Source organism: Runella limosa DSM 17973 (genome assembly GCF_000482465.1).
Classification (GTDB): domain Bacteria; phylum Bacteroidota; class Bacteroidia; order Cytophagales; family Spirosomataceae; genus Runella; species Runella limosa.
In genome coordinates, this window is the sequence record NZ_KI519423.1 from 94,894 (window position 1) to 114,816 (window position 19,923).

At 45.8% G+C, this 19,923-nt stretch carries 7 protein-coding genes and 1 pseudogene; 3 read left to right on the forward strand and 5 right to left on the reverse strand.

The window, feature by feature from the left end:
- From K339_RS38035 to K339_RS0120310, 5 genes and pseudogenes are all read right to left on the reverse strand, one after another.
- A pseudogene (locus tag K339_RS38035) lies at positions 1–1,486 on the reverse strand (hypothetical protein); the annotation flags it as partial.
- Positions 1,487–1,835: 349 nt separating this feature from the next.
- On the reverse strand, positions 1,836–3,452 hold the full coding sequence (locus K339_RS0120295; protein ID WP_157607674.1) for a helix-turn-helix transcriptional regulator: 1,617 nt from the start codon (positions 3,450–3,452) through the stop codon (positions 1,836–1,838).
- Positions 3,453–3,815: 363 nt separating this feature from the next.
- The gene (locus tag K339_RS34310) at positions 3,816–8,891 is read right to left on the reverse strand and encodes an Ig-like domain repeat protein (protein WP_084332268.1); all 5,076 of its coding nucleotides are present in this window, start codon (positions 8,889–8,891) and stop codon (positions 3,816–3,818) included.
- 5 nt (positions 8,892–8,896) lie between these two features.
- Entirely contained in the window at positions 8,897–9,340 is a 444-nt protein-coding gene (locus K339_RS0120305) for a nuclear transport factor 2 family protein (RefSeq protein ID WP_084332269.1), read from the reverse strand.
- Positions 9,341–9,545: 205 nt separating this feature from the next.
- On the reverse strand, positions 9,546–11,462 hold the full coding sequence (locus K339_RS0120310; RefSeq protein WP_084332270.1) for a helix-turn-helix domain-containing protein: 1,917 nt from the start codon (positions 11,460–11,462) through the stop codon (positions 9,546–9,548).
- A gap of 322 nt (positions 11,463–11,784) precedes the next feature.
- Between K339_RS0120310 and K339_RS0120315 the strand changes: the two genes are divergently transcribed.
- Genes K339_RS0120315 through K339_RS0120325 form a run of 3 tightly spaced genes read left to right on the forward strand, consistent with a single transcriptional unit; the run spans position 11,785 to position 19,906 of the window.
- Positions 11,785–14,928, forward strand: a complete 3,144-nt coding sequence (locus K339_RS0120315; RefSeq protein WP_051398140.1) for a SusC/RagA family TonB-linked outer membrane protein — start codon at positions 11,785–11,787, stop codon at positions 14,926–14,928.
- 10 nt (positions 14,929–14,938) lie between these two features.
- On the forward strand, positions 14,939–16,828 hold the full coding sequence (locus K339_RS0120320; protein ID WP_028525242.1) for a RagB/SusD family nutrient uptake outer membrane protein: 1,890 nt from the start codon (positions 14,939–14,941) through the stop codon (positions 16,826–16,828).
- Positions 16,829–16,879: 51 nt separating this feature from the next.
- Positions 16,880–19,906 carry a SusC/RagA family TonB-linked outer membrane protein gene (locus K339_RS0120325; RefSeq protein WP_028525243.1) on the forward strand — a complete coding sequence of 1,009 codons (3,027 nt, stop codon included), beginning with the start codon at positions 16,880–16,882 and terminating at the stop codon, positions 19,904–19,906.
- Positions 19,907–19,923: the final 17 nt, after the last annotated feature.

Here is a 19,923-nt window from a genome sequence, read left to right on the forward strand (position 1 = left end):
CACCCAGATTGAAAGGTGAGGTATTTGCATAGCCTTTTTCAACAATAAAACCGTCCAAAATCGCCGTATTGTTCAAAGGAGAGCCCGAGGTAAAAGTATTGTTAATAACTCGGTAGGCATTGTCGGTGTCCACCCCTGTATCGCCAATGTTCCCACTTAAGATCGTGGCATTGGTTCGCCAATTTCGCTGCGACAGCTGCGTTTCCGTACCGTCAAAGCCGCCGTAAATCGCCACACCGTTCACCATTACAAAAGCCTTGGTACGAGCATCGGTTGGAGTTGCATTACCCGAAGCATCGGCCGTAGGTTTATACGCCCCTGCCGCTACCCAAATTTGCGCTCCTGAACAAGCAGCGGAGAGGGCATCTTGTAACGAAGTAAAGGCGTCCGTCCAAGAACTACCGTTGTTGGCTCCCGTGGCGTTGGCTTTCACGTAAACCGTGCCCGTTAGTTTAGAGCTTATCGTGTAAATACGGTCAACGTAGAGGTCAGGGTTATTTTTAAGCCGAATCCGAACGGTATAAGTTCCTGTGGTTGTCCCTGTACCGGTGCTGACAGTAAACGGATCTGCCATTACATCAGAAAAGGTGGGATTGCCCGAAAAAATACCGCCCGATACGATGGCGTATTCTAAATCAGTTGTATAACCATTAAAGACACCAGTAACATCAATACTGACACTGCCTTGTATAGGCGCAGAACAAGTGGGTTGAGTAGGCGTAGCCGTAGCCGAGAGTGTAGCCGTACCGAGGCACTCAATGATAACCTCCCCACCAGCGGTGCTTGTAACAACGTTAGTTTGTCTTAAACCAGTATTATAAGAGCCGCCACCGCCACCCGGGCCATTGCTACAGCCGCCACCGCCGCCGCTATACCCGCCACCGCCGCCGCCACTGTAAAACCCGCCAAGGACACCATTACCTCCAAGCATTCCATTAGCGTATCCTTTTCCGCCTTGGGCAGGAAAACTACTAAGTGTGCCATTTGCTCCATCCTCGCCATTGGTACCACCTGCGCCGCCACAAACCTGCGCTCCATTCGCCCCATTCATCGTAAGCTGTGCACTACCGCCATCGCATCCACATGAACCGGTACCACCTCCGCCACCCGCTACTATCAAGGGATTACTGCCAATGCTGACGGCCGAACCACTCCCGCCACCTATTGCCCCCCCAGGATCTACATCTAACCCCGGCGAACCAGCAGATGCATTTAATACCTGTGAACTATTCAAAATGAAATCGCCTGCCATGGAAGCCCCAGCCCCCCCACCCGTGGCCAATCTTCTTCCTCCCCTTCCACCTTTGACCTGTATTCTTATGAGATAAGGCCCACCAGAAGGTACTGTCCATGTGCCCGTAACAGGAGTTTGACCAGGGGTAGGGGCTGAAATATTCAGCACCGTACCTGTACAGGTTTGAGCCCGAATGTCTAAGGTAATAATGCTAAAAAAAATAAAGAGTAGGGTAAAGAGTTTGAGTTTCATACAACGTTTTTTAAATAGGTAAAAAAGCCAACAGGGTTTGTCTTAATCGTTCAATTTTTTCATCGAAATACCACCAAACCACCAAGCAAGCGAGCAACGCCAGCGTCCAGAGAAATAGCCACCACAGCTTGCTAACAAGGGATTTTATGTCTTCAAAAAAATTCATCCAGTAAGATTAACCAACAGTATATTTTTTACCAAAATTGGCACATCACAAAAACATCATAATTTATAATATATTAATAATCAGCATATTAAAAAAGCACAAATGCTTCCAAGTGGCTTGGAAGCATTTGTACTTTTAGGTATATACCGCGTCTTTCGGCGAAAGGAAAAGTTGAGTTAAAGCCTATATGGTATCCGCAAAATCATTCCATGTAGCGTCTTCTGACAAGTCTATTTTCTTCCTAAGGCGAAACCATACATTTCGTACGGCATTGGGCGAGACCCCCAGCGAAGAAGCCATTTCTTTGGAATCTAATTTGAGCTTGGCCAAGGCCATAAATCGGATTTCGGCGGGAGATATGCCTGGGATTTTTTCTTTCAAGCGTGTTAAATAGCCTATGTGTACCTGTTCAAAAAGCAACTTAAAACTAATCCATTGTTCTTCGGTAAGTAGTGAATTGCTTTGCAACTGTCGAATACTTGTGTCATTTTTCCCCCGATCATTTTCGGCCTCTAACATTTCTATTTGCTTGTTTTTGGCCACGATGATGTTGGTAAACTCTTCCAGTTTTAGTTGTGCCAACAGCTGTTCTCGTTTGGCTTTTTCCTGTTCAATCAGCACTTGCTTTTCCGCTTCCTGTTGCTGAATTTTCAACTCTTTTTCTTTGACTTTCATCACCAATCGTTGCCGAAGTATCCATACAAAAGCAATGCCCGTCACTAACAAAATGATGACAATGGTAATGATTCTGTTGATCTCTTGCTGGCGGATATTTTCATCAAGCGTCATTTCGGCATTCCGCCTTCGCTCGGTTTCGAGCTTCAAATCGGCCTGAATTTGTACGTTTTTTCCCCTGCGTTTCTCCAAAATCTCCGTCCAATATTGGGTAGAGTCTTTGTGGAACACCACCAATGACATGTTTCCAACCTCCTTGTAATAGTTGCTTAGTAACTGGTGTAATTGCAAGTGGTCCGACTCGTTGCCTTGGCTGTAAGTAGCCTGTTTGGCGAGTGAGATGAGTTTGCTCGCCTCCGTTATGTTATTTTGGGCCAAATACAAGTCAGCCAAGCCAATCGCAAACCTACAGGTGTTATCCAATAAATTGTGCTTGGAGGTTTCTTCGATACCGATTCTGTAATGTTGGATAGCACTTGTCAAATTCCCCAACCCTTTAAGGATATGCGCCTTATTACCCATCAATATTCCATACCACACTTTTTTGTCGTCTTCTTTGGCAAAGTCCTGATGAAACATTCGCAGCGACTTATCAACGTAAATCTGAGCAGAGTCGTAGTTTTTAAGTTTTAGGTACGACACTCCCACTATGTCCAAAGTCAAAAATTTCTCTACTTGGTTGATGTTGTACTTTTCTACTTCTTTTCCATACCTAACAGCATTAGCAAAATCATCAAATTGATAAAAAATACGTGTCACCCCACTCAACAAAAGTCCTTTTTGAGTTGAATTACCTTCTTTCAATCTATTACTGTATTCAATTGCTTTGTTTAGAAAATACAAGGACAATACATCTTGTTGGTAATTAAGTCTCAGATTAACAGCATACAAAAAAGTAAGGGCAGCTTTAATTTCGGCAAAATCCACTCTATCGGCCTCTTCTAAGCTGCTTTTATACCAATCTTCAAACGTTCTTAAATCAACTTTACTACTTCGTTGTAAGTAATCCATTTTGGCGAGTTGAGCAATCAGCAAAGCTTTGTCGTCATTATGCTGTTTGGCCGCTAACTCCGCCACTGCTATCCGAAACAAATAACCCTCTTGGCTTTTTAAGTGCGTAAACAAATTTGAACGAATAGAATCAATCAGAAACCATCGCTTCGGATAAGGTTGTTGATAAGCTATATCGTACTGAGAGCTATATGCTTCAGGATGGCGTAAATCTTGTCCGTTGCAATGAGTAATAAATAAAAAAAACAGCAGAAAATTTATAAAAAAAAGATGCTTGTACTTACACTGAATCATACGTTTGGATGGGTACATTTACCAAAAATGGCCTGTACTCAATTAGAGTAGGAGTTTGTTCATATTTATTGAGACAGTAAATTTAGAAACAAAAAAATAAACAAAAAAGTCTTGAATTGGCACAAGCCAAAACAAGACTTTTAGGATAACATTTTAATAAACCAACCAACGTCAGTATAGCTTTTACTCCACCTTCACCACTTTCAACGTTGCTTGTCTGTCCGAAGTACTTACTTTCAAGAAGTACATTCCCGTCGGCAATTCACCGACTTCAAACTCCTCTTGGTGCATGTTAGTTTCAGGTACAAATTGGCGGCGCAATACACTTCGACCCGACGCGTCCGTCAACTCCGTTTGTACGGCTTGCCCTTTGCTATCTTGTACTTGGAGACGGAGAATGTTCGTGATGGGATTGGGCATAACTTGTGCAAAAACGTTATCAGTGGATTTTAGATCCCTCGCATCGGCGAACCGCCAGGATGACAAATTGGTTGCCATTTCCCTCGCTGCTCCTACACCTACGCCATCTTTCGATTGGATGCGGAACCAGTATTCTTGGTACGCCAACACGTTGCCTTGCGCTTGGCGCGTTGCAGGATAAATACTGCCCCAACCCTTCATGTCCCAATATCTCACACTCAACTTGTATAAACCTTTAGGCAACCCCGAATCATACGCATTACCGCCTGCGCCATTGTCTTGGTAAAATCCGTAGGCTGGATGGTTTTGCGCGTACAACTCCGTCCAGCCCTCACGGTTGGCATACATAAAGTAGGGTGCATTGTTTTCGTGCGTGTTGAATGAGCGGATTACCCCCATTTCGGGTGTCGCCAACATATCAAAAGTCAATGAACCATCCGTGCCCAAACCACAAGCTTCCACGTTGATTGTCCAGTAACGAGGTGCTACTTTGTTAGCGTTTTCTACATAATATAAAGTCGGATTTTGCTGTGTACTTTGTGCCAATTCGGGCCCACCGTCTCGCGTGATGAAATGACTACTCCACAACGATTTATCGTTGGCAGACTTCACCGACGATTTGGTTTCTCCCACATTGATCGGCGTCACCACAAAAGCATTCCAATAAATATCCTTCCGAATACTTTCTGCGCTTTGACAACCTCCGCCAAAAATACACTTCGCCCAATAGGTCTGTTTGGTGACATTATTAAACGACACTTCAAAACTTGGCGTGGTCACTCCTGTGTTCCAGAACGTCTGACTACCCGAAGGGCAATTCGCCGAAATTGTCACCATTGAGCCTATGCACACGTTCTCTTGTGAGGCTGTAATCACAGGCGCTACTTGCGTGGGCGTCAAAGTAAACGTCACCACATTGCTTCGCTCGCTTACACAACCGTTTTCAGTTTGGCAACGGGCGTAGTACGACGTCGTCTGACTTGGAACCGTCGATGGTAAATTGGGCAAGGCCACGTTCGTAGTAGCATTGTACCAAACCGTTCGCAAACTACCGCAACTCGACTGACCGCTGAAACTTGCCGTCGCATCACAACTGCTCGTTGATGACAACGACACCGTAGGAGCAGTTGGAATCGTCACCAATTTTAACCGCATCACCCCCGATTCAGATTCTACGCACGACGGTGTTCCGTCTGATTTGCGGCAGCGTACGCGGTAATTGTGATATTGATTGTCCACCAAACCCGTGGGTACACCCGATGAATATTCACCGCCATCCACTGAGTAAAGTGTCACTTCGCCCACCGCGCAATTGGCATTAAACACCATTGGACTATTGGTCAAACTACACACTTCTTTGCTCTCGCCCACCAACACTGTCACGCCATCGACTAACAACGATACGTTTTGGGGGACAGTAGCGCGGTTATTAATCGTCAACTCAATCACGCCTGAGTAAGTCGAAGCACAACTCGCATCACAGGCCGCTTGGTAGCGGTGGAGTTGGTTATTGGAGGGTTGGGAAACTGGGGCAGTCGCCGACCAAGCGCTCCAAGCGCCGCTACCCACTTGCACCCGCCAAACGGGCGAATCTGAAACACACAAACCCGAAACCGTAAACTGTAAACCGTTAACAGAATTGGCATCTGTGTCGCATAAAACAGGGTTATTGCCTTCACTTAACGTTTGTTGGAGGGCATTGAGCGAAATAGTTGGAGGTCCAACCACGGTCACGCTACTCGTCGTAGCACTGCAACCCGTTGATGTTTCGGTAAACGTAAACGTCACATTACCAGCAGCTACACCTGTCACTACTCCTGCGTTAGTGACCGTTGCTTTTGTATCATCGCTGCTTGTCCATGTACCGCCGCTTGTTGGACTTAACGTTATCGTACTACCTACGCAAACACTGGCAGCAGGAGCGCTTACGACGGGCAATGCTTTTATTGTCACTTGAATCGACACCGTTTTTGGACAAGGGTTGCTGGCATCATTGACTGAGAAATACATCGTTTGAATACCCAACAATACCAAATTTGTCAATGTAAAAGTATTAGTACCTTGGTTATACGTACCTGCTGGAGTCGTCAGCGAAGCATCGCTGTACCACGTACTGCCAGCGGTAAAGTTATTGGTTCCGCCGATTTGCAAAGCGGGACTGATAGAAGTATCACAGATCGCAATTGGGGCTACTACGATATCATTATTGGTAACATTCGCTATCGGATTCCCCAATGGGTACTCGATCACGCCATTGTTGGTCAATGCCGTATTGGTATGTGTTTGCGCCGTATTGACGGTGAACAATCCTGCATTGGTAAAATTACCTGCATTGTTGAGGTTATCAAACATGGTCAATTTTGCGCAAGCATTATTGTTGAAGGCAGAATTTGCTTCATTCCGAACCCCATCTACCGCCGTTTGTTTAATGCTGATGACTCCCCCCGCATTGTTGTTAAATACCGCATTTACTCCTTGTACATTGGCGATACCACTACCTGTCAAAGGGGCATTTTCTCCCATCTGAATCAAACCTGCATTGGTAAACGCGCGGGTAGAAACAATTCCACTCTGCACTTGGTCAATGTAGATTTTTGCACCTGTCGTATTGGTAAAAGGCGCTGTACTAAGAATACCTGTACTGAACTCCCCTTCAGAAACATTAAAGACATTACTAATCGTGATTTGTCCCGCATTTTGGAAAGTACCAGAAACATTCCAGATGCCATTACCCCAAGGGTTAGCAATAGAAATGATTCCCGTGGCACTGTTGGTAAAACTGCCTGCATTGTAAATACCGTCTTGTACGAAAACAAGTCCAATATTTCCAATGGTAATCTTCGCATCGTTATTGAAGGTTCCACCGTTGATAATACAAAAAATCGTGTTACCACTAATACCTATTCGATTAATATAGATATCCCCGCCAACCTTGTTATTAAAAGTAGAACCATTTCTAATTCCATCCCCTTTCACATCTGATTGACTGCCGATTTCGATGAGGGCTTCGTTATTGAATACGGTGCCACTATTGAGTAATCGAATGCCATGACTGCCCGTTCGGTCAATTTGGATGTTACCACCCGTTTTGTTATTAAAGGTATTGCCTTCTAATCTAATTCCTTCCCCCGTAATGGCCGCATTGCTGCCAATTTTTATGAGGGCTTCGTTGTTTACTAACCCATTAGAATAAAATGCTTGCGCCCCCCCTGTGCGGTCAATGTAGATTTCAGCATTGGGTTTATTATTAAACGTACCGCCGTTGCGATGCACAATACCGATAGCCCCAACGGCGCTGGTATTGCCTACGCGTATCGTACCGCTATTGTCCACTGTTCCATAGTTGTCTAGTCCATGACGAGGTGATACGGCGCCATTGATTGCCAAGTTTCCAGTGGCGTTAATCGTCAATATTGCCCCTCCCAGTACCAACACTGACTTGGCTACGGCGACTGTCCCCGCTCCAATGACGGGGTCATTTGCTACATCAGGAATATTTACATCGTCAGTGGCCGTAGGAACGCTGCCATCTTGCCAGTTTCCTGCCGTAGCCCAATTGTTAGATACGCAGCCCGTCCAAGTATCGGTAGTGGTTGCGGTGAAAGGCGAAGAAAGCACTATGGGGTTGCTTCCATAAGTCGTCTCGCAGGTAGGGTTGCTGCCTTGAATACGTACTTTGATGTTATAATTTCCCGCAGCTAAATTGTTGAAAGTCGCATTGGTTTGCCAATCGGTGCCGTTGTTAATGCTATACTCTAACGTGCCGGTTCCTGTGGCGTTGACTATAATAGTCCCCGTGGGCACGGCGCAGGTAGGTTGGGTGACGTTGGGAGCAGTGATGTTGGGGGGAGTACAACTCATGGTAAAGTTCAAACACCAGCTTCCAATGCTTCCTGTATTAGTAGCGGCATCATCTACTGCGTACAAATACCAAGTGCCATTTGGATTGGTATTATTAAGAAGTGTTCCCAAAGTTGTGTTGCTCGCGGAGATATAAGGTCCCGCCGGAGCAGGAGCAGGGAAAGCATCAACATTTACCTCAAAATCGGTCGGTCTGAAAGTTCCGCTGACCAATGTCGTGTTGTCTGGTAATGAACTTCCTGCACTTGAGTCGAGAATCAAATCAAGGCCTGTGACGGCATTCGTACCGCCAACATCAGACATAAGAACAAATTTTTGACCCGTCGGAGAGTACAGCAGTAAGTCAATGTCATCAGGTGCAGTGTGCGTTAAGTTTTTCAGCGTAATCGTTACTTTCTCAATCGTACCCGTTAGACCCGATACAGAAATGCGGGAGGGATAAGGCGTAGCCACCCCATTATCATTGATTGTAATGCCGCCTTCGTTACAAAAGGTAGTACCATCTACAGTGGTGGCAGTATTGACCGTTTGGGTAAGGGAACCAGAACTGCTGTTAAACCCAGTAGCTCCGTTGTAATTGGCAGTAACCAAGTGGCTGCCCTCAGTCCAGTTAGATTTACTGAAAGTGGCTTGTCCGCTGCCATTAAGCGGCACATTCGTAGCTAAGGCTTGTACGCCTTCAAAAAAAGATACGCTCCCCAGCGTAACGGGGTTTCCACCACTGGTTACAGTGGCGGTAATAGTAACGCTATTTCCAGTAAAAGAAGGATTTAGGCTTGATGTTAGCACTGTAACGGTAGGCGCATTGGCCTGTAAGAAAGTAGGGTTGGCCAAACTCGAATAAGACAATAGCAACAATACAAGAAGTGGTAATTTTAGTATTGCCCAACTTTGTACTGATGTACAGATTACCCTCTTCAGGAAGAAAAAAGAAGGGGGAGGCATGGAATGTGGCATAGTAGGGTAAAGGGTAGTCATAGGATTTATCGACGGTTTGAGTAATAGGTATATTTTCGGCTGATTTTTTGGTTTTCAATGGTAAAAATGGTACAACTCGAACGGCTGAGTAGAATGCTGTCGGTGGTCATACCTTCGGCCATGGTCTCCACAATCACGTGATGGGTTCCAGCGGCGTAGAGTTGGGTAATGTGTTGGGTCAGCTGGGGAAAGGTTTGGTGCATTTTTCGGCAATTGTTAATGTATCGTTGTTTGGACTGTCGGATGATTTGGCTTCCGCTGGTGGCCCCTTTCAGGCTGACACTATCAGCAAACAGCTTTTCCAACTCTTTCCATTCGTGTCGGTTGATAAGCAGGTGAACTTCTTTGACCAACTGTATATTCTCGGCTTGGGCAGTGCTTTCGTCGTTTGTACAACTCAGACAAACCAATCCCACCAACAGTGCACTGAAGAGCCTTCTTAACGTCATGGTTGAGGGGGTAGTTAGCGTAGTTGATTTGAGGACGGAATACGCAGAAAAATGCGTTTACCGATGTAGTAAAAGTAGGGGCTAGAGAAGAAAAACCGTTGGTGTATTGTTCCGAAAACTTAGTGTATTATTCCAAAAACTTAGTGTATTGTTCCAAAAACTATATTGGAAGCAAGGCAGAAGCTGGTAATGGAAAAATCTGAGATTATTGAACAGTCGCAGAGGCGGGCAATCCGAATTGTTTGAGCACGGACTGGAAGCGAGGGTCTTTGCGAATGGCTCTGTACATGGGGGTCACTAAAATCTCAGAAGAGATACGCCCCATCGAAGCTGCCTTTTCCAGGCAGAGCAAACTGCTGTCTTTTTGACCTAAGCCCGCATAAAGCATGGATTTACTGACAAAATCCTGCGCTTGGTTACCCATTTTATTCAACAACGTACGAGTAGGGGCTGGATTTCCCAACCTGGCCGCGCAGAAAGCACTGCTCACATTCCCGTACTTCATGTTCGGATTGAGTTGTTCCATTTTCGTAAACTCCTTCAGGGCTTTGTCGAACCGGTTGTGGTACAGCTCATACTCGCCTCTCGCCATGTAATACACAAAGGAGTCATCAAAAATCAATTTTCCGTCAGCAAGGGATTTTTGAGCTAAATCGTCACGATTGGCATACGCACAATTCCAGATATGACCAGAGAGAATCACGGGATACAATGGATCTAACGAAACAGCCTTGGTGCTATACTTCAGGGCTTCGCTCAGTTGGCCCATGGAGCGCAGTAACAGACTGTACCAGTAGATGGTTTGGGCATCGTTAGGACGATATTTGAGAGAGATTTCGTAGGCCGTTTTCGACTGTTGCCATTTGAAATTCCCTCGATACACATTACCTAATGTCGCATAGGCGGTGCTGTTGTGGGTATCTAGTTGAATCGCCTTGAGGGCGTGCTGTTCAGCAAGTTCTAAACACGTTTTCAAGTCCTCATAGCCCATGTTACCCATAAGCAGGTAAGCAATGGATTTGTAGGCTTGCGCTTCGGCAAAGGTGGTGTCTAAGGTCAGGGCTTTGTTGAAACGAATCAGACTTTCGTTCAATTTTTCTTTTGTTCGGGTAATAAGCAACGTTCGCCCGAGCAGAAACTCATTATAGGCTTCTAAATTACGAGTGGGTACTCTTTCTAATTGCTGCGATTGTGAAGGCGTAATTTTTTGACTGAGTTGGGTCGCAATATCCTTTACCATACCGTTCATCAAGTTGAAAAGCTGTTGCAGGTCGCCTTCATACCGTTGACTCCACACCTCAATATCATCCTGCGTTCGTATCAACGACAACACCGTTTCTACTTGATTGGATTGTTCCTTCACCGTTCCTTTCAACACGTACGCCACCTGCAGCTCGTCCCCGATTTGCCAGTTGGTTTTGTCAGTGTTACGGTATTGACTGGACGAACTTTGCGAAATCACTTTTAAGTTTTCAATCAGTGAAAGCGACGAATGGATTCCTTCCAGTACACCATCGGCAAAGGCTGGGTTATTGTTAAGGCTCCTGAAAGGTAAAATAGCAATGGAGTTATCAAAATGTGGTAGATAGTTTTCAGTGCTATTCCCCGACGATGCCTTTTCTTTGATCCAATAAGCGCCACCTATTACTACTACTATTATAGCCAATAAGCCGAACACAATCCACTTCCAACGCACCGTTGTTTTGTCCGAATCAGGCACTGCTGCTGGCAGCGATTCTTCTTCCACAACGGCTTTTATTTCTTCAAGAGGTTCTACATTATCTTTTCTTTTTCGGTACTCCGTAGGACTAAGACCGTAAGCTTGAATGAAATATTTGCTAAAATTTTGGGGGCTATCTATCCCCACCGAGCTCGCTATTTCGGTCATCCGCAGATTAGAAGAGTCGAGTAGCTGTTTTGCCTTTTCAAGGCGAATGCTTCTAATATATAACGTAGTAGAAAGCTGCGTATTTTCTTTGACGATGCGGTGAAGGCGCGTTTTACTTACCCCCAACTCTTTATAAATCGTCTCTAACGAAAGTTCGGAATTACTTACATTATTTTCAATTAATCGAATTAGTTTTTCAAGAATCTCACTGTCCAAACGGTTCATAAAAGACATATAACAAGAGTAGAGCCCGCAAAAATGCTAGTAAATATATCTTTTTTAGCATAAACATTTCCAAAAAAGTTAAACGTATATTCAGCGTTTTGCCCCTTCAAGAAGCCCGATTTTCACCCCTTACCTTTCCCTTTTTTCTTCATTCCTCGGGTTCGGCCAGACGTTCTTGAATAATAATCGTGTAAAATTGACACTTTCTAAGAAGACTGAACATTTGTAGCGCTTATTTAGTGAATTGTGCTACTCTATTTTTGAGTCACCCCCTTTCTTTGCAGCAGTAATATCATATTATTTATCAAATAAATTATGTTTTCATTGATTTATGAGAAACATTAACTTCTACATTTCCACCACTCAGAAAAAGCTGTGCCTGGTAGTCTGGTGTGTATCGCTTTTGATTGGGTTTACGGGCTTTTCGTTAAGAGCACAAACGTCAAAAGCCCAAACGGTAAAAGGGACGGTAAAGTCCACCACGGGTGAAACCATTCCAGGCGCAACGATTGTCCTCAAGGGAACCACCCGAGGGGTAAACACAGATGTGTCAGGCGAGTTCACTATCACTTGCCCTCCCAACCAAACGCTGGTTGTGAGTTATGTTGGTTACAAAACCAAAGAGGTCGTGGTTGGGGCTAGAACAACCATCAACATCGTACTGGAAGAATCGCTATCAGAACTGAACGAGGTGGTGGTCGTTGGATACGGCAAGCAGCGCAAAGAAGGCGTTGTTGCATCCGTTACCCAAACCACCAACAAAGAGCTTGAACGCGCTGGAGGGGTATCAAGTATTGGTGCCGCCCTGACGGGAAATGTACCGGGTCTCATTACCAATGCCAGTACGGGACTTCCTGGGGCCGAAGACCCCCAAATTCTCATTCGTGGTCGTAGCTCTTGGAACAATTCGGAACCCCTTATTCTCGTCGATGGCGTCGAACGCCCCATGACAAGCGTGGACATCAGTTCGGTAGAAACTGTTACGGTACTGAAAGACGCATCGGCCACGGCCGTTTTTGGTTCGAGGGGTGCCAATGGGGTTATCTTGATTACGACCAAACGGGGCCAAACGGGCAAAGCTTCTATCAGAGCTACCGTCAACACCATCGTGAAGGCCGCGTCTAAATTGCCAAAAAAATACGATTCGTACGACGCCCTCAAAATCAGAAATGACGTCATCGAATATGAACTTGCTACCCGTCCAGAGGGCTGGAGAAACTATTTACCAGAAACGATTCTCAACAAATACCGCAATCCAGCGGACATCACAGAAGCCGAACGGTACCCTAACGTGAATTGGGAAGAAGCGCTGTTTAAATCTCACGCCATTTCGAACAATGCCAACCTGAATATCAGCGGAGGAACAAATTTGGTGAAGTACTTCACCAGCGCCGATTTCTTGCAAGAGGCTGATTTGTTTAATGTGTATGACAACCGCCGTGGATACCAACAGGGATTTGGTTTCAACCGTCTCAATGTACGGAGTAATTTAGATTTTCAATTGACCAAAAGCACGGTATTAAAAACCAACCTTGCGGGTTCGTATGGCGTCAGAAAAAGCCCTTGGGGATTCACAGGTAGTGAATATGGCCCTTGGATTGATGCCTACAACGCCGCTCCTGACTTGTTTTTACCCAAATATGCCGATGGTTCATGGGGTTTTTATGCCCCCAACCAAGCACGGGCCGAAAACTCGGCTTTGAGTCTTGCCATTGGCGGTGTTCAGTACCAAACAACCGCCCGTATCACCACCGATTTTACCCTCGAACAAGACTTGGATATGCTTGTTAAAGGCTTGAAAGCAACAGGTACGGTGTCGTTGGACAACACCTTCGTTGAGTCGAACCGTGGTATCAACGACCTTTACAATAACACCCAGCGCAAATGGGTAAACCCCGAAACAGGGGTTGAAACTTTCCAGCAGGCAGTGGACGGCATCACTGGTTTTGATTTTCAGGAAGGGATTAAATGGTCGCCCGCCGCAGGTAGCATTGGCGCTAGCCAGCGCCGCTTGTTTTATCAGTTCCAACTGAATTATAACAAAACCATTGCTGGCAGACACAACATTAACCTGATGGCTTTGACCAACCGAAACGTTTTTGCCAGAGATAACTCCATTCCGTCTTACCGCGAAGACTGGGTATTTAGAACAACCTACAACTTCCATAATCGCTATACCATTGAGTACAACGGGGCTTACAACGGCTCTGAGCAATTTGCGAAAGACTACCGTTTTGCCTTTTTCTCTTCTGGAGGGGCCAACTGGGTTATCTCAAACGAGAAATTCATGAAGCCAATACGGTTTGTCAACTCACTTAAACTTCGGTTGTCGTACGGCCAAACAGGTTTTGACAATTTGGGCGTACGCTGGCCTTACTTAGAACAATGGGCTTACGGCGGAAAATCAAGATTAGGAGTCAACGGAGAAGGTGCCGAGCAGAGCCCCTACACCTGGTATTCTCAGTCCACCGTTGGTAATCCTACCGTGCAGTGGGAAGAGTCCGAAAAATACAACTTAGGTTTAGATTTTGAGCTTTTCAAAGGTTTTGTCAAAGGGAAAGCTGATTATTTTCAAGACAACAGAAGCAAAATCCTGTTGACAGGCAGGGCCGACGTACCCAGTTACTTTGGTGCCGCGCCGCCAGTTGCCAACCTAGGTGCGGTCAAAGCCAACGGTTACGAAGTAGAACTCCACTTTAATAAAAACCTTGGAAAAACACGTTTGTGGGCCGACCTCAACATGACCCACACCGAAAATAAAATCCTTGAACGTGCGACGCCAGAGCTCCTCCCCGATTATCAAAAACCCGAGGGAATGCAAATCGACCAAGCGTACTCGTATGTAAGCAAAGGATTGTACAACACTTGGGATCAGCTGTATGGTAGTACCATGCACAATGTGAATGATAACCAGAAATTGTTGGGGAATTATTACTTAGTCGATTACAACGGCGACGGAGTGATTGATTCTCAAGACCGAATCCCTTACGGGCATACTGGTTGGCCACAAAATACCTACAATGCCACGTTTGGTTTGGACTGGAAAGGTTTCTCGGCTTTTGTTCAGTTCTATGCCGTCAATAATACAACCCGCCAAGTGGTATTTACCAGTTTAGGCTCGCAAAGCACAACCGTGTATCACGAAGGGGAATATTGGTCGCCTCAAAACCCAACGGGCACGCCCATGCCACGCTGGCTTACCACTCCTTTCGGCGACTACCGAGGCACTCAGTATATGTTTGATGGGTCATATCTCCGATTAAAAAATGCTGAAATCGCCTACAACTTCACCCCAGAACGCAGTAGAAAACTTGGACTCAACAGCCTCCGAGTGTATCTAAACGGAAACAACCTCATTGCTTGGAGTAAAATGCCTGACGATAGAGAGTCCAATTTTGCTGGAACAGGCTGGGCGTCACAGGGGGCTTATCCGACAGTGAAGAGATTTAATTTGGGTTTAAACATTACTTTCTAATAAATCAACCATGAAAAAGAGAATAAAACTTTTCTGCGTAGCGGCAGTTTGTTCCCTAACTTTTGGGGTTACTTCATGCTCACATTTTTTGGATCGTGATCCACAATCGCTCGTATCTGAAAAAGATGCGTTTAAAAACTTTATTAATTTCCAAGGCTTTACCGAAGAGCTTTACCATACCATTCCCGACTTTTCAAATGGATACTGGACCAATTCTTGGAACTGGGGAGAAGACGAAATCCAATCGACCGCCCAAAATTTTCACTTTGGAGTAAAAATCGAAAACGGTGATTTTTGGGGCTGGCAGCGCAATTTTGACGGCTGGCAAGCTGGATGGATGGACAGAAATAACAACTCCACCAACGACGACCGCTTCACCAAATCGCTTTGGGGATTGGGCTGGTACGGTATCCGAAAAGCCAATTTAGGGCTCGCCAATTTGGATAAACTAACCGATGCTACCCAAGAAGAAAAAGACTTGATCAAAGGGCAATTGTTGTTTTTCCGTGGTTGGTACCACTTTATGTTTATGCAGTACTTTGGCGGACTTCCGTATATCGACAAAGTGCTTCCTGGTGATGAAAAACTAACCCTCCCCCGCCTCAAATACAGCGAATGTGCCGACAAGGCCGCCGCTGATTTCAGAGAAGCAGCCAACTTATTGCCTACCGACTGGGACAATACAACCGCTGGAAAAAGAACATTGGGAAAAAACCAGTTGCGCATCAACAAAATTATGGCGCTTGGTTATTTGGGGAAAAATTACCTCTGGGCAGGTAGTCCGTTGATGAACTCTGTATCGGGCGGCGGAACTTCGTACAATGCTGATTATTGCAAAAAGGCAGCGGAAGCATTTGGCGAATTGCTCAAATTGTGCGAAAGCGGCGAAGCTCCGCATAAATTGGTGCCTTTTGCGCAGTTCTATACCAATTTCTACACAACAGGCCAAAACTGGCAAATTCCAGGCGCTACTGAGGCGATTTTCCGTGGGCCTTATTATGGTGCCAATAGCTCAAACTGGGGTACAAGCAAGCAATATAGCCCGCTCATTATCAGCGAAGGAGACGTAAAATTTTTGCCTACTTCCAACTACGTCAACTACTACGGAATGGCCAACGGGCTGCCCATCAAAGACATTACCAAAGCAGATTCCGAGTCGGGTTATAACCCAGAATTCCCCTGGAAAGGCCGCGACCCGCGTTTCTACAATGACATTGTTTTCGACGGGGTCAGAATGGTAGCAGGTAGCATTCCTAACGCCAGCGAAACCAACAACCGCTACGCCAACTTACACACGGGAGGCTCTTACCGCGACATCGCCACGGGAAGCCGCACGGGCTATTTGTTGTTCAAATTTGTTCCACGCACGGCCAATAAGTACGACCAAGGCTACGGCTACGACAAAAGCCTTCACATTCACCTGCCCTACATGCGTTTGGCGGATGTTTACTTGATGTATGCTGAAGCTGCGGCACAGGGCTTTGGCTCACCTTCGGGCAAGGCAACCAACTACGCCAAAACCTCCGTGGACGCCATCAATGTCATCAGAGAACGCGCAGGAGTTGGTCGTGTTGACGCCAAATTTTTAGGCGGACTAGACCTCTACATGGAAGAACTACGTCGTGAGCGTGCGGTTGAGCTTGCCTTTGAAGGCCACCGTTTCAATGACCTCCGCCGTTGGCTCTTGATTGCAAAAAGCCCTTACACGCTCAAAAAATCAATTGAATTTGACCGAGCAGCTCCCCTTGACCCTGCCAAAGACCCGAAAGATAACCGCGTCTTGAACATTCGCGAAAGTGTCATCCTCGAACGCCGGTTCACCGACAAACACAACTGGTTGCCACTGAAGGTCAACGACGTGAATTTGTACTTGGAGTTTCCTCAAAACCCAGGTTGGTAAAAGGTTTGCGATTTCCTAAAACGAGATAATCAATTGATAAACGAATAAGCAATGAAGTTTATAAAAATATTTTTGGGCTTGTGTCTCCTGCTGGCTTTACCCAAAGCCAACGTCGTAGGGCAAAACACGGCGCCGATCAAAATCAAAGCCACCATCGTTGGCACCAACAAGCAGCCCATCAGTGGGGCTGTGGTAAAAAGCTCCGATGAAGTCGGAAAAGCAACTGTGACTGATGCCTCGGGGACGTTCACCCTCGAAGTACCCAAAAACGAAATGCTCTCCATCGTTGCCCCAGGTTTTAAGACCAAATACATTACTTCAACGGGGCCAATCGGTGAAATCGTAATGACGCCCGAAGAAGTCAACGAACAAGTACGCGTTGCTTTTCGGGATGTTGATAAAAAGGACTTACTCGGAGGCGTAGCGTCGGTCAACGTCCAAGAAATGCTTCCTAAAAACTATTTTACCTATACCCTTGCCGACATGGAAGCACTGATTCCTGGTTTCAACGGCAATAGCAATTGGGGCATGGGCAGCTACTTGTTTATGATTGATGGCGTTCCGCGCGAAACTGGCAACGTTGCACCCACCGAAATTGATCAAATTGTCTTTTTGAAAGGGGCAAATGCGGTTGCATTATACGGTAGCCGTGCTGCCAAAGGGGTCATTAACGTCATCACCAAAAGAGGAACGGCAGGCCAAAGTAAATTTGACCTGAGGGTCAACAGTGGCGTCAACGTTCCCAAAGCTTTCCCACGTTATTTGGGCTCGGCCGAATACATGACCCTCTACAACGAAGCACGCCGAAACGACGGATTGACGAATTTGTACTCTGAACTGGACATTTATAACCATGCTTCGGGTGTCAACAAATACCGCTATCCAAACATCGACTTCTACTCGCCAGAATACCTCAAAAATGCGTACGGAAGCTACGATGCAACGGCGGAGATTTCGGGCGGAAACGAACGCGTAAGGTACTATACCAACTTAGGATATGCGACCTCAGGCTCACTCCTCAACTTTGGAGAAGCTAAAAACAACAACAACTCCGACCGCATTAATTTCCGTGGCAATATTGACATCAAGTTGAACGAATTTATCAGCGTAAATGCCGATGCTACGGCCATTTTCTTTACGGGTCGTGGGGTAAATGCTAACTTTTGGAACAGCGCCACGACGGTTCGCCCCAATCGTTTTTCTCCCTTGATTCCCATTGACATGATTGAGAAAGAAGACGCCGCTTCTCAAGTTTTTGTTCAAAATAGTAACAACATTATTGATGGAAAATATTTACTTGGTGGTACGCAATTAGACCAAACAAACCCGATTGCCACGATTTATTCGGGGGGAAACAATCAATACGCAAACCGACAATTCCAGTTCAATACGGGCATCAAGGCCGACCTCAGAAATGTCCTCAAAGGGCTTAGTTTCAAATCGGCTTTTGCCGTCGATTATGCTACCGAATACAGCTTGGCGTACAATTATTCGTATGCCACCTATGCACCAACTTGGAATAAATACAGCGGTACCGACCTCATTAGCAACCTTACCGTTTATAACCAAGATGCCCGCTCTGGCACCCAAAACGTGTCGGGCAACCGCTACCGCCAAACCATCGCCTTCTCGGGTCAGTTCAATTATGACCGAACCTTCAACGCCAACCATCACTTGTCGGCGATTCTATTGGCCAATGGGTTTCAGCAGTCGGAGTCGGCCATTTATCACCGTACCAGCAACGCCAACTTGGGCTTTTTAGCAAGCTATAACTTCAAACACAAATACTACCTCGACCTCAGCGCGGCCTACATCCATTCGGCCAAACTCCCTCCCAATAACCGTCAGGCACTTTCTCCCTCGGTTTCATTGGGCTGGCGAGTAAGCCAAGAAGATTTTCTGCGCAATTCAAGTGTAGTAGATGACCTAAAACTTACCGCCTCTGCCAGTATTTTACATACCGACCTTGACATCCAAAACTACTTTTTATACCAAGGCGTTTATACAGGCGCAGGGTCATGGTACGGTTGGAAAGACGGCACGGGTATTCAAGCAACTGAGTCACGAAGAGGCGATAACCCTAGCATGAAATTTCCGAAAAGAGAAGAAATCGCGCTTGGGTTTGAAGGTACATTTTTCAAAAAACTCCTGACACTCAATGGTTCGTTCTTCATCAACAAACTTTCTGGAAACATTATTCAAGCCTCGGTTTTGTTCCCAAGCTACTTTACCACTGGCTGGCCAGTATCATCGTTTATTCCTTTTGTCAATTACAACGACGACAAGCGCGTTGGTGTTGATTTTGGCGCAAGTGTGAACAAAAAATACGGGGAAGTGCAATGGACGATGGGTCTCAATGGTACTTACTACGAAGCCAAGGCCAGCAAAAGAGCCGAATTGTACGAAAACTCGTACCAAAATCGCCAAGGCAAACCCCTTGATGCCATGTGGGGCTTGCAGAGCTTAGGAATGTTCCAAACCCAAGATGAAATTGTGAACTCTCCTACCCAAACGTTTGGCCAAGTAAAACCAGGCGATATCAAGTACAAAGACCAAAATGGAGATGGCATCATTGACACCCGCGACGAGGTTTACCTTGGCAAAGGCGGCTGGTTTGGTTCTCCACTTACGTTGGGGATAAACCTCACTGCTCAGTGGAAAAAGCTTACGTTTTTCGCGCTTTGTACGGGTCGTTTTGGCGGAAATGCCATGCGTAATAGCGCTTATTTCTGGGTGGATGGAGAAGACAAATACTCCGAAGTAGTACGCGGAAGATGGACCGAAGAAACAAAATCGACGGCCAATTATCCAAGATTGACCACCTTAAACAGCGACAACAACTTCCGCTCTTCTGATTTCTGGATGTACAAAACCAATCGTTTTGACCTGACAAAAGTACAGATCAGCTACGACTTGACGGATGTCCTAAAAATGAAAACGTTTGTGCGGGAGCTAGGTGTGTATGCCAATGGTTTTAACCTGCTAACAGTTTCTGACAATCGTCAAATCATGGAACTTAACGTAGGCAGTGCGCCACAAACACGCTTGTTCAACCTTGGGATCAAAGCCCAGTTCTAATTTTTTAAAACTTCATT

What these genes read in the sequence shown, in the direction of transcription:
- K339_RS0120325 (WP_028525243.1), top strand. Translation starts at nt 16,880, where the DNA reads ATGAAGTTTATAAAAATATTTTTGGGCTTGTGTCTCCTGCTGGCTTTA.
- K339_RS0120320 (WP_028525242.1), top strand. Translation starts at nt 14,939, where the DNA reads ATGAAAAAGAGAATAAAACTTTTCTGCGTAGCGGCAGTTTGTTCCCTA.
- K339_RS0120305 (WP_084332269.1), bottom strand. Translation starts at nt 9,340, where the DNA reads ATGACGTTAAGAAGGCTCTTCAGTGCACTGTTGGTGGGATTGGTTTGT.
- K339_RS0120310 (WP_084332270.1), bottom strand. Translation starts at nt 11,462, where the DNA reads ATGTCTTTTATGAACCGTTTGGACAGTGAGATTCTTGAAAAACTAATT.
- K339_RS0120315 (WP_051398140.1), top strand. Translation starts at nt 11,785, where the DNA reads ATGAGAAACATTAACTTCTACATTTCCACCACTCAGAAAAAGCTGTGC.
- K339_RS34310 (WP_084332268.1), bottom strand. Translation starts at nt 8,891, where the DNA reads ATGACTACCCTTTACCCTACTATGCCACATTCCATGCCTCCCCCTTCT.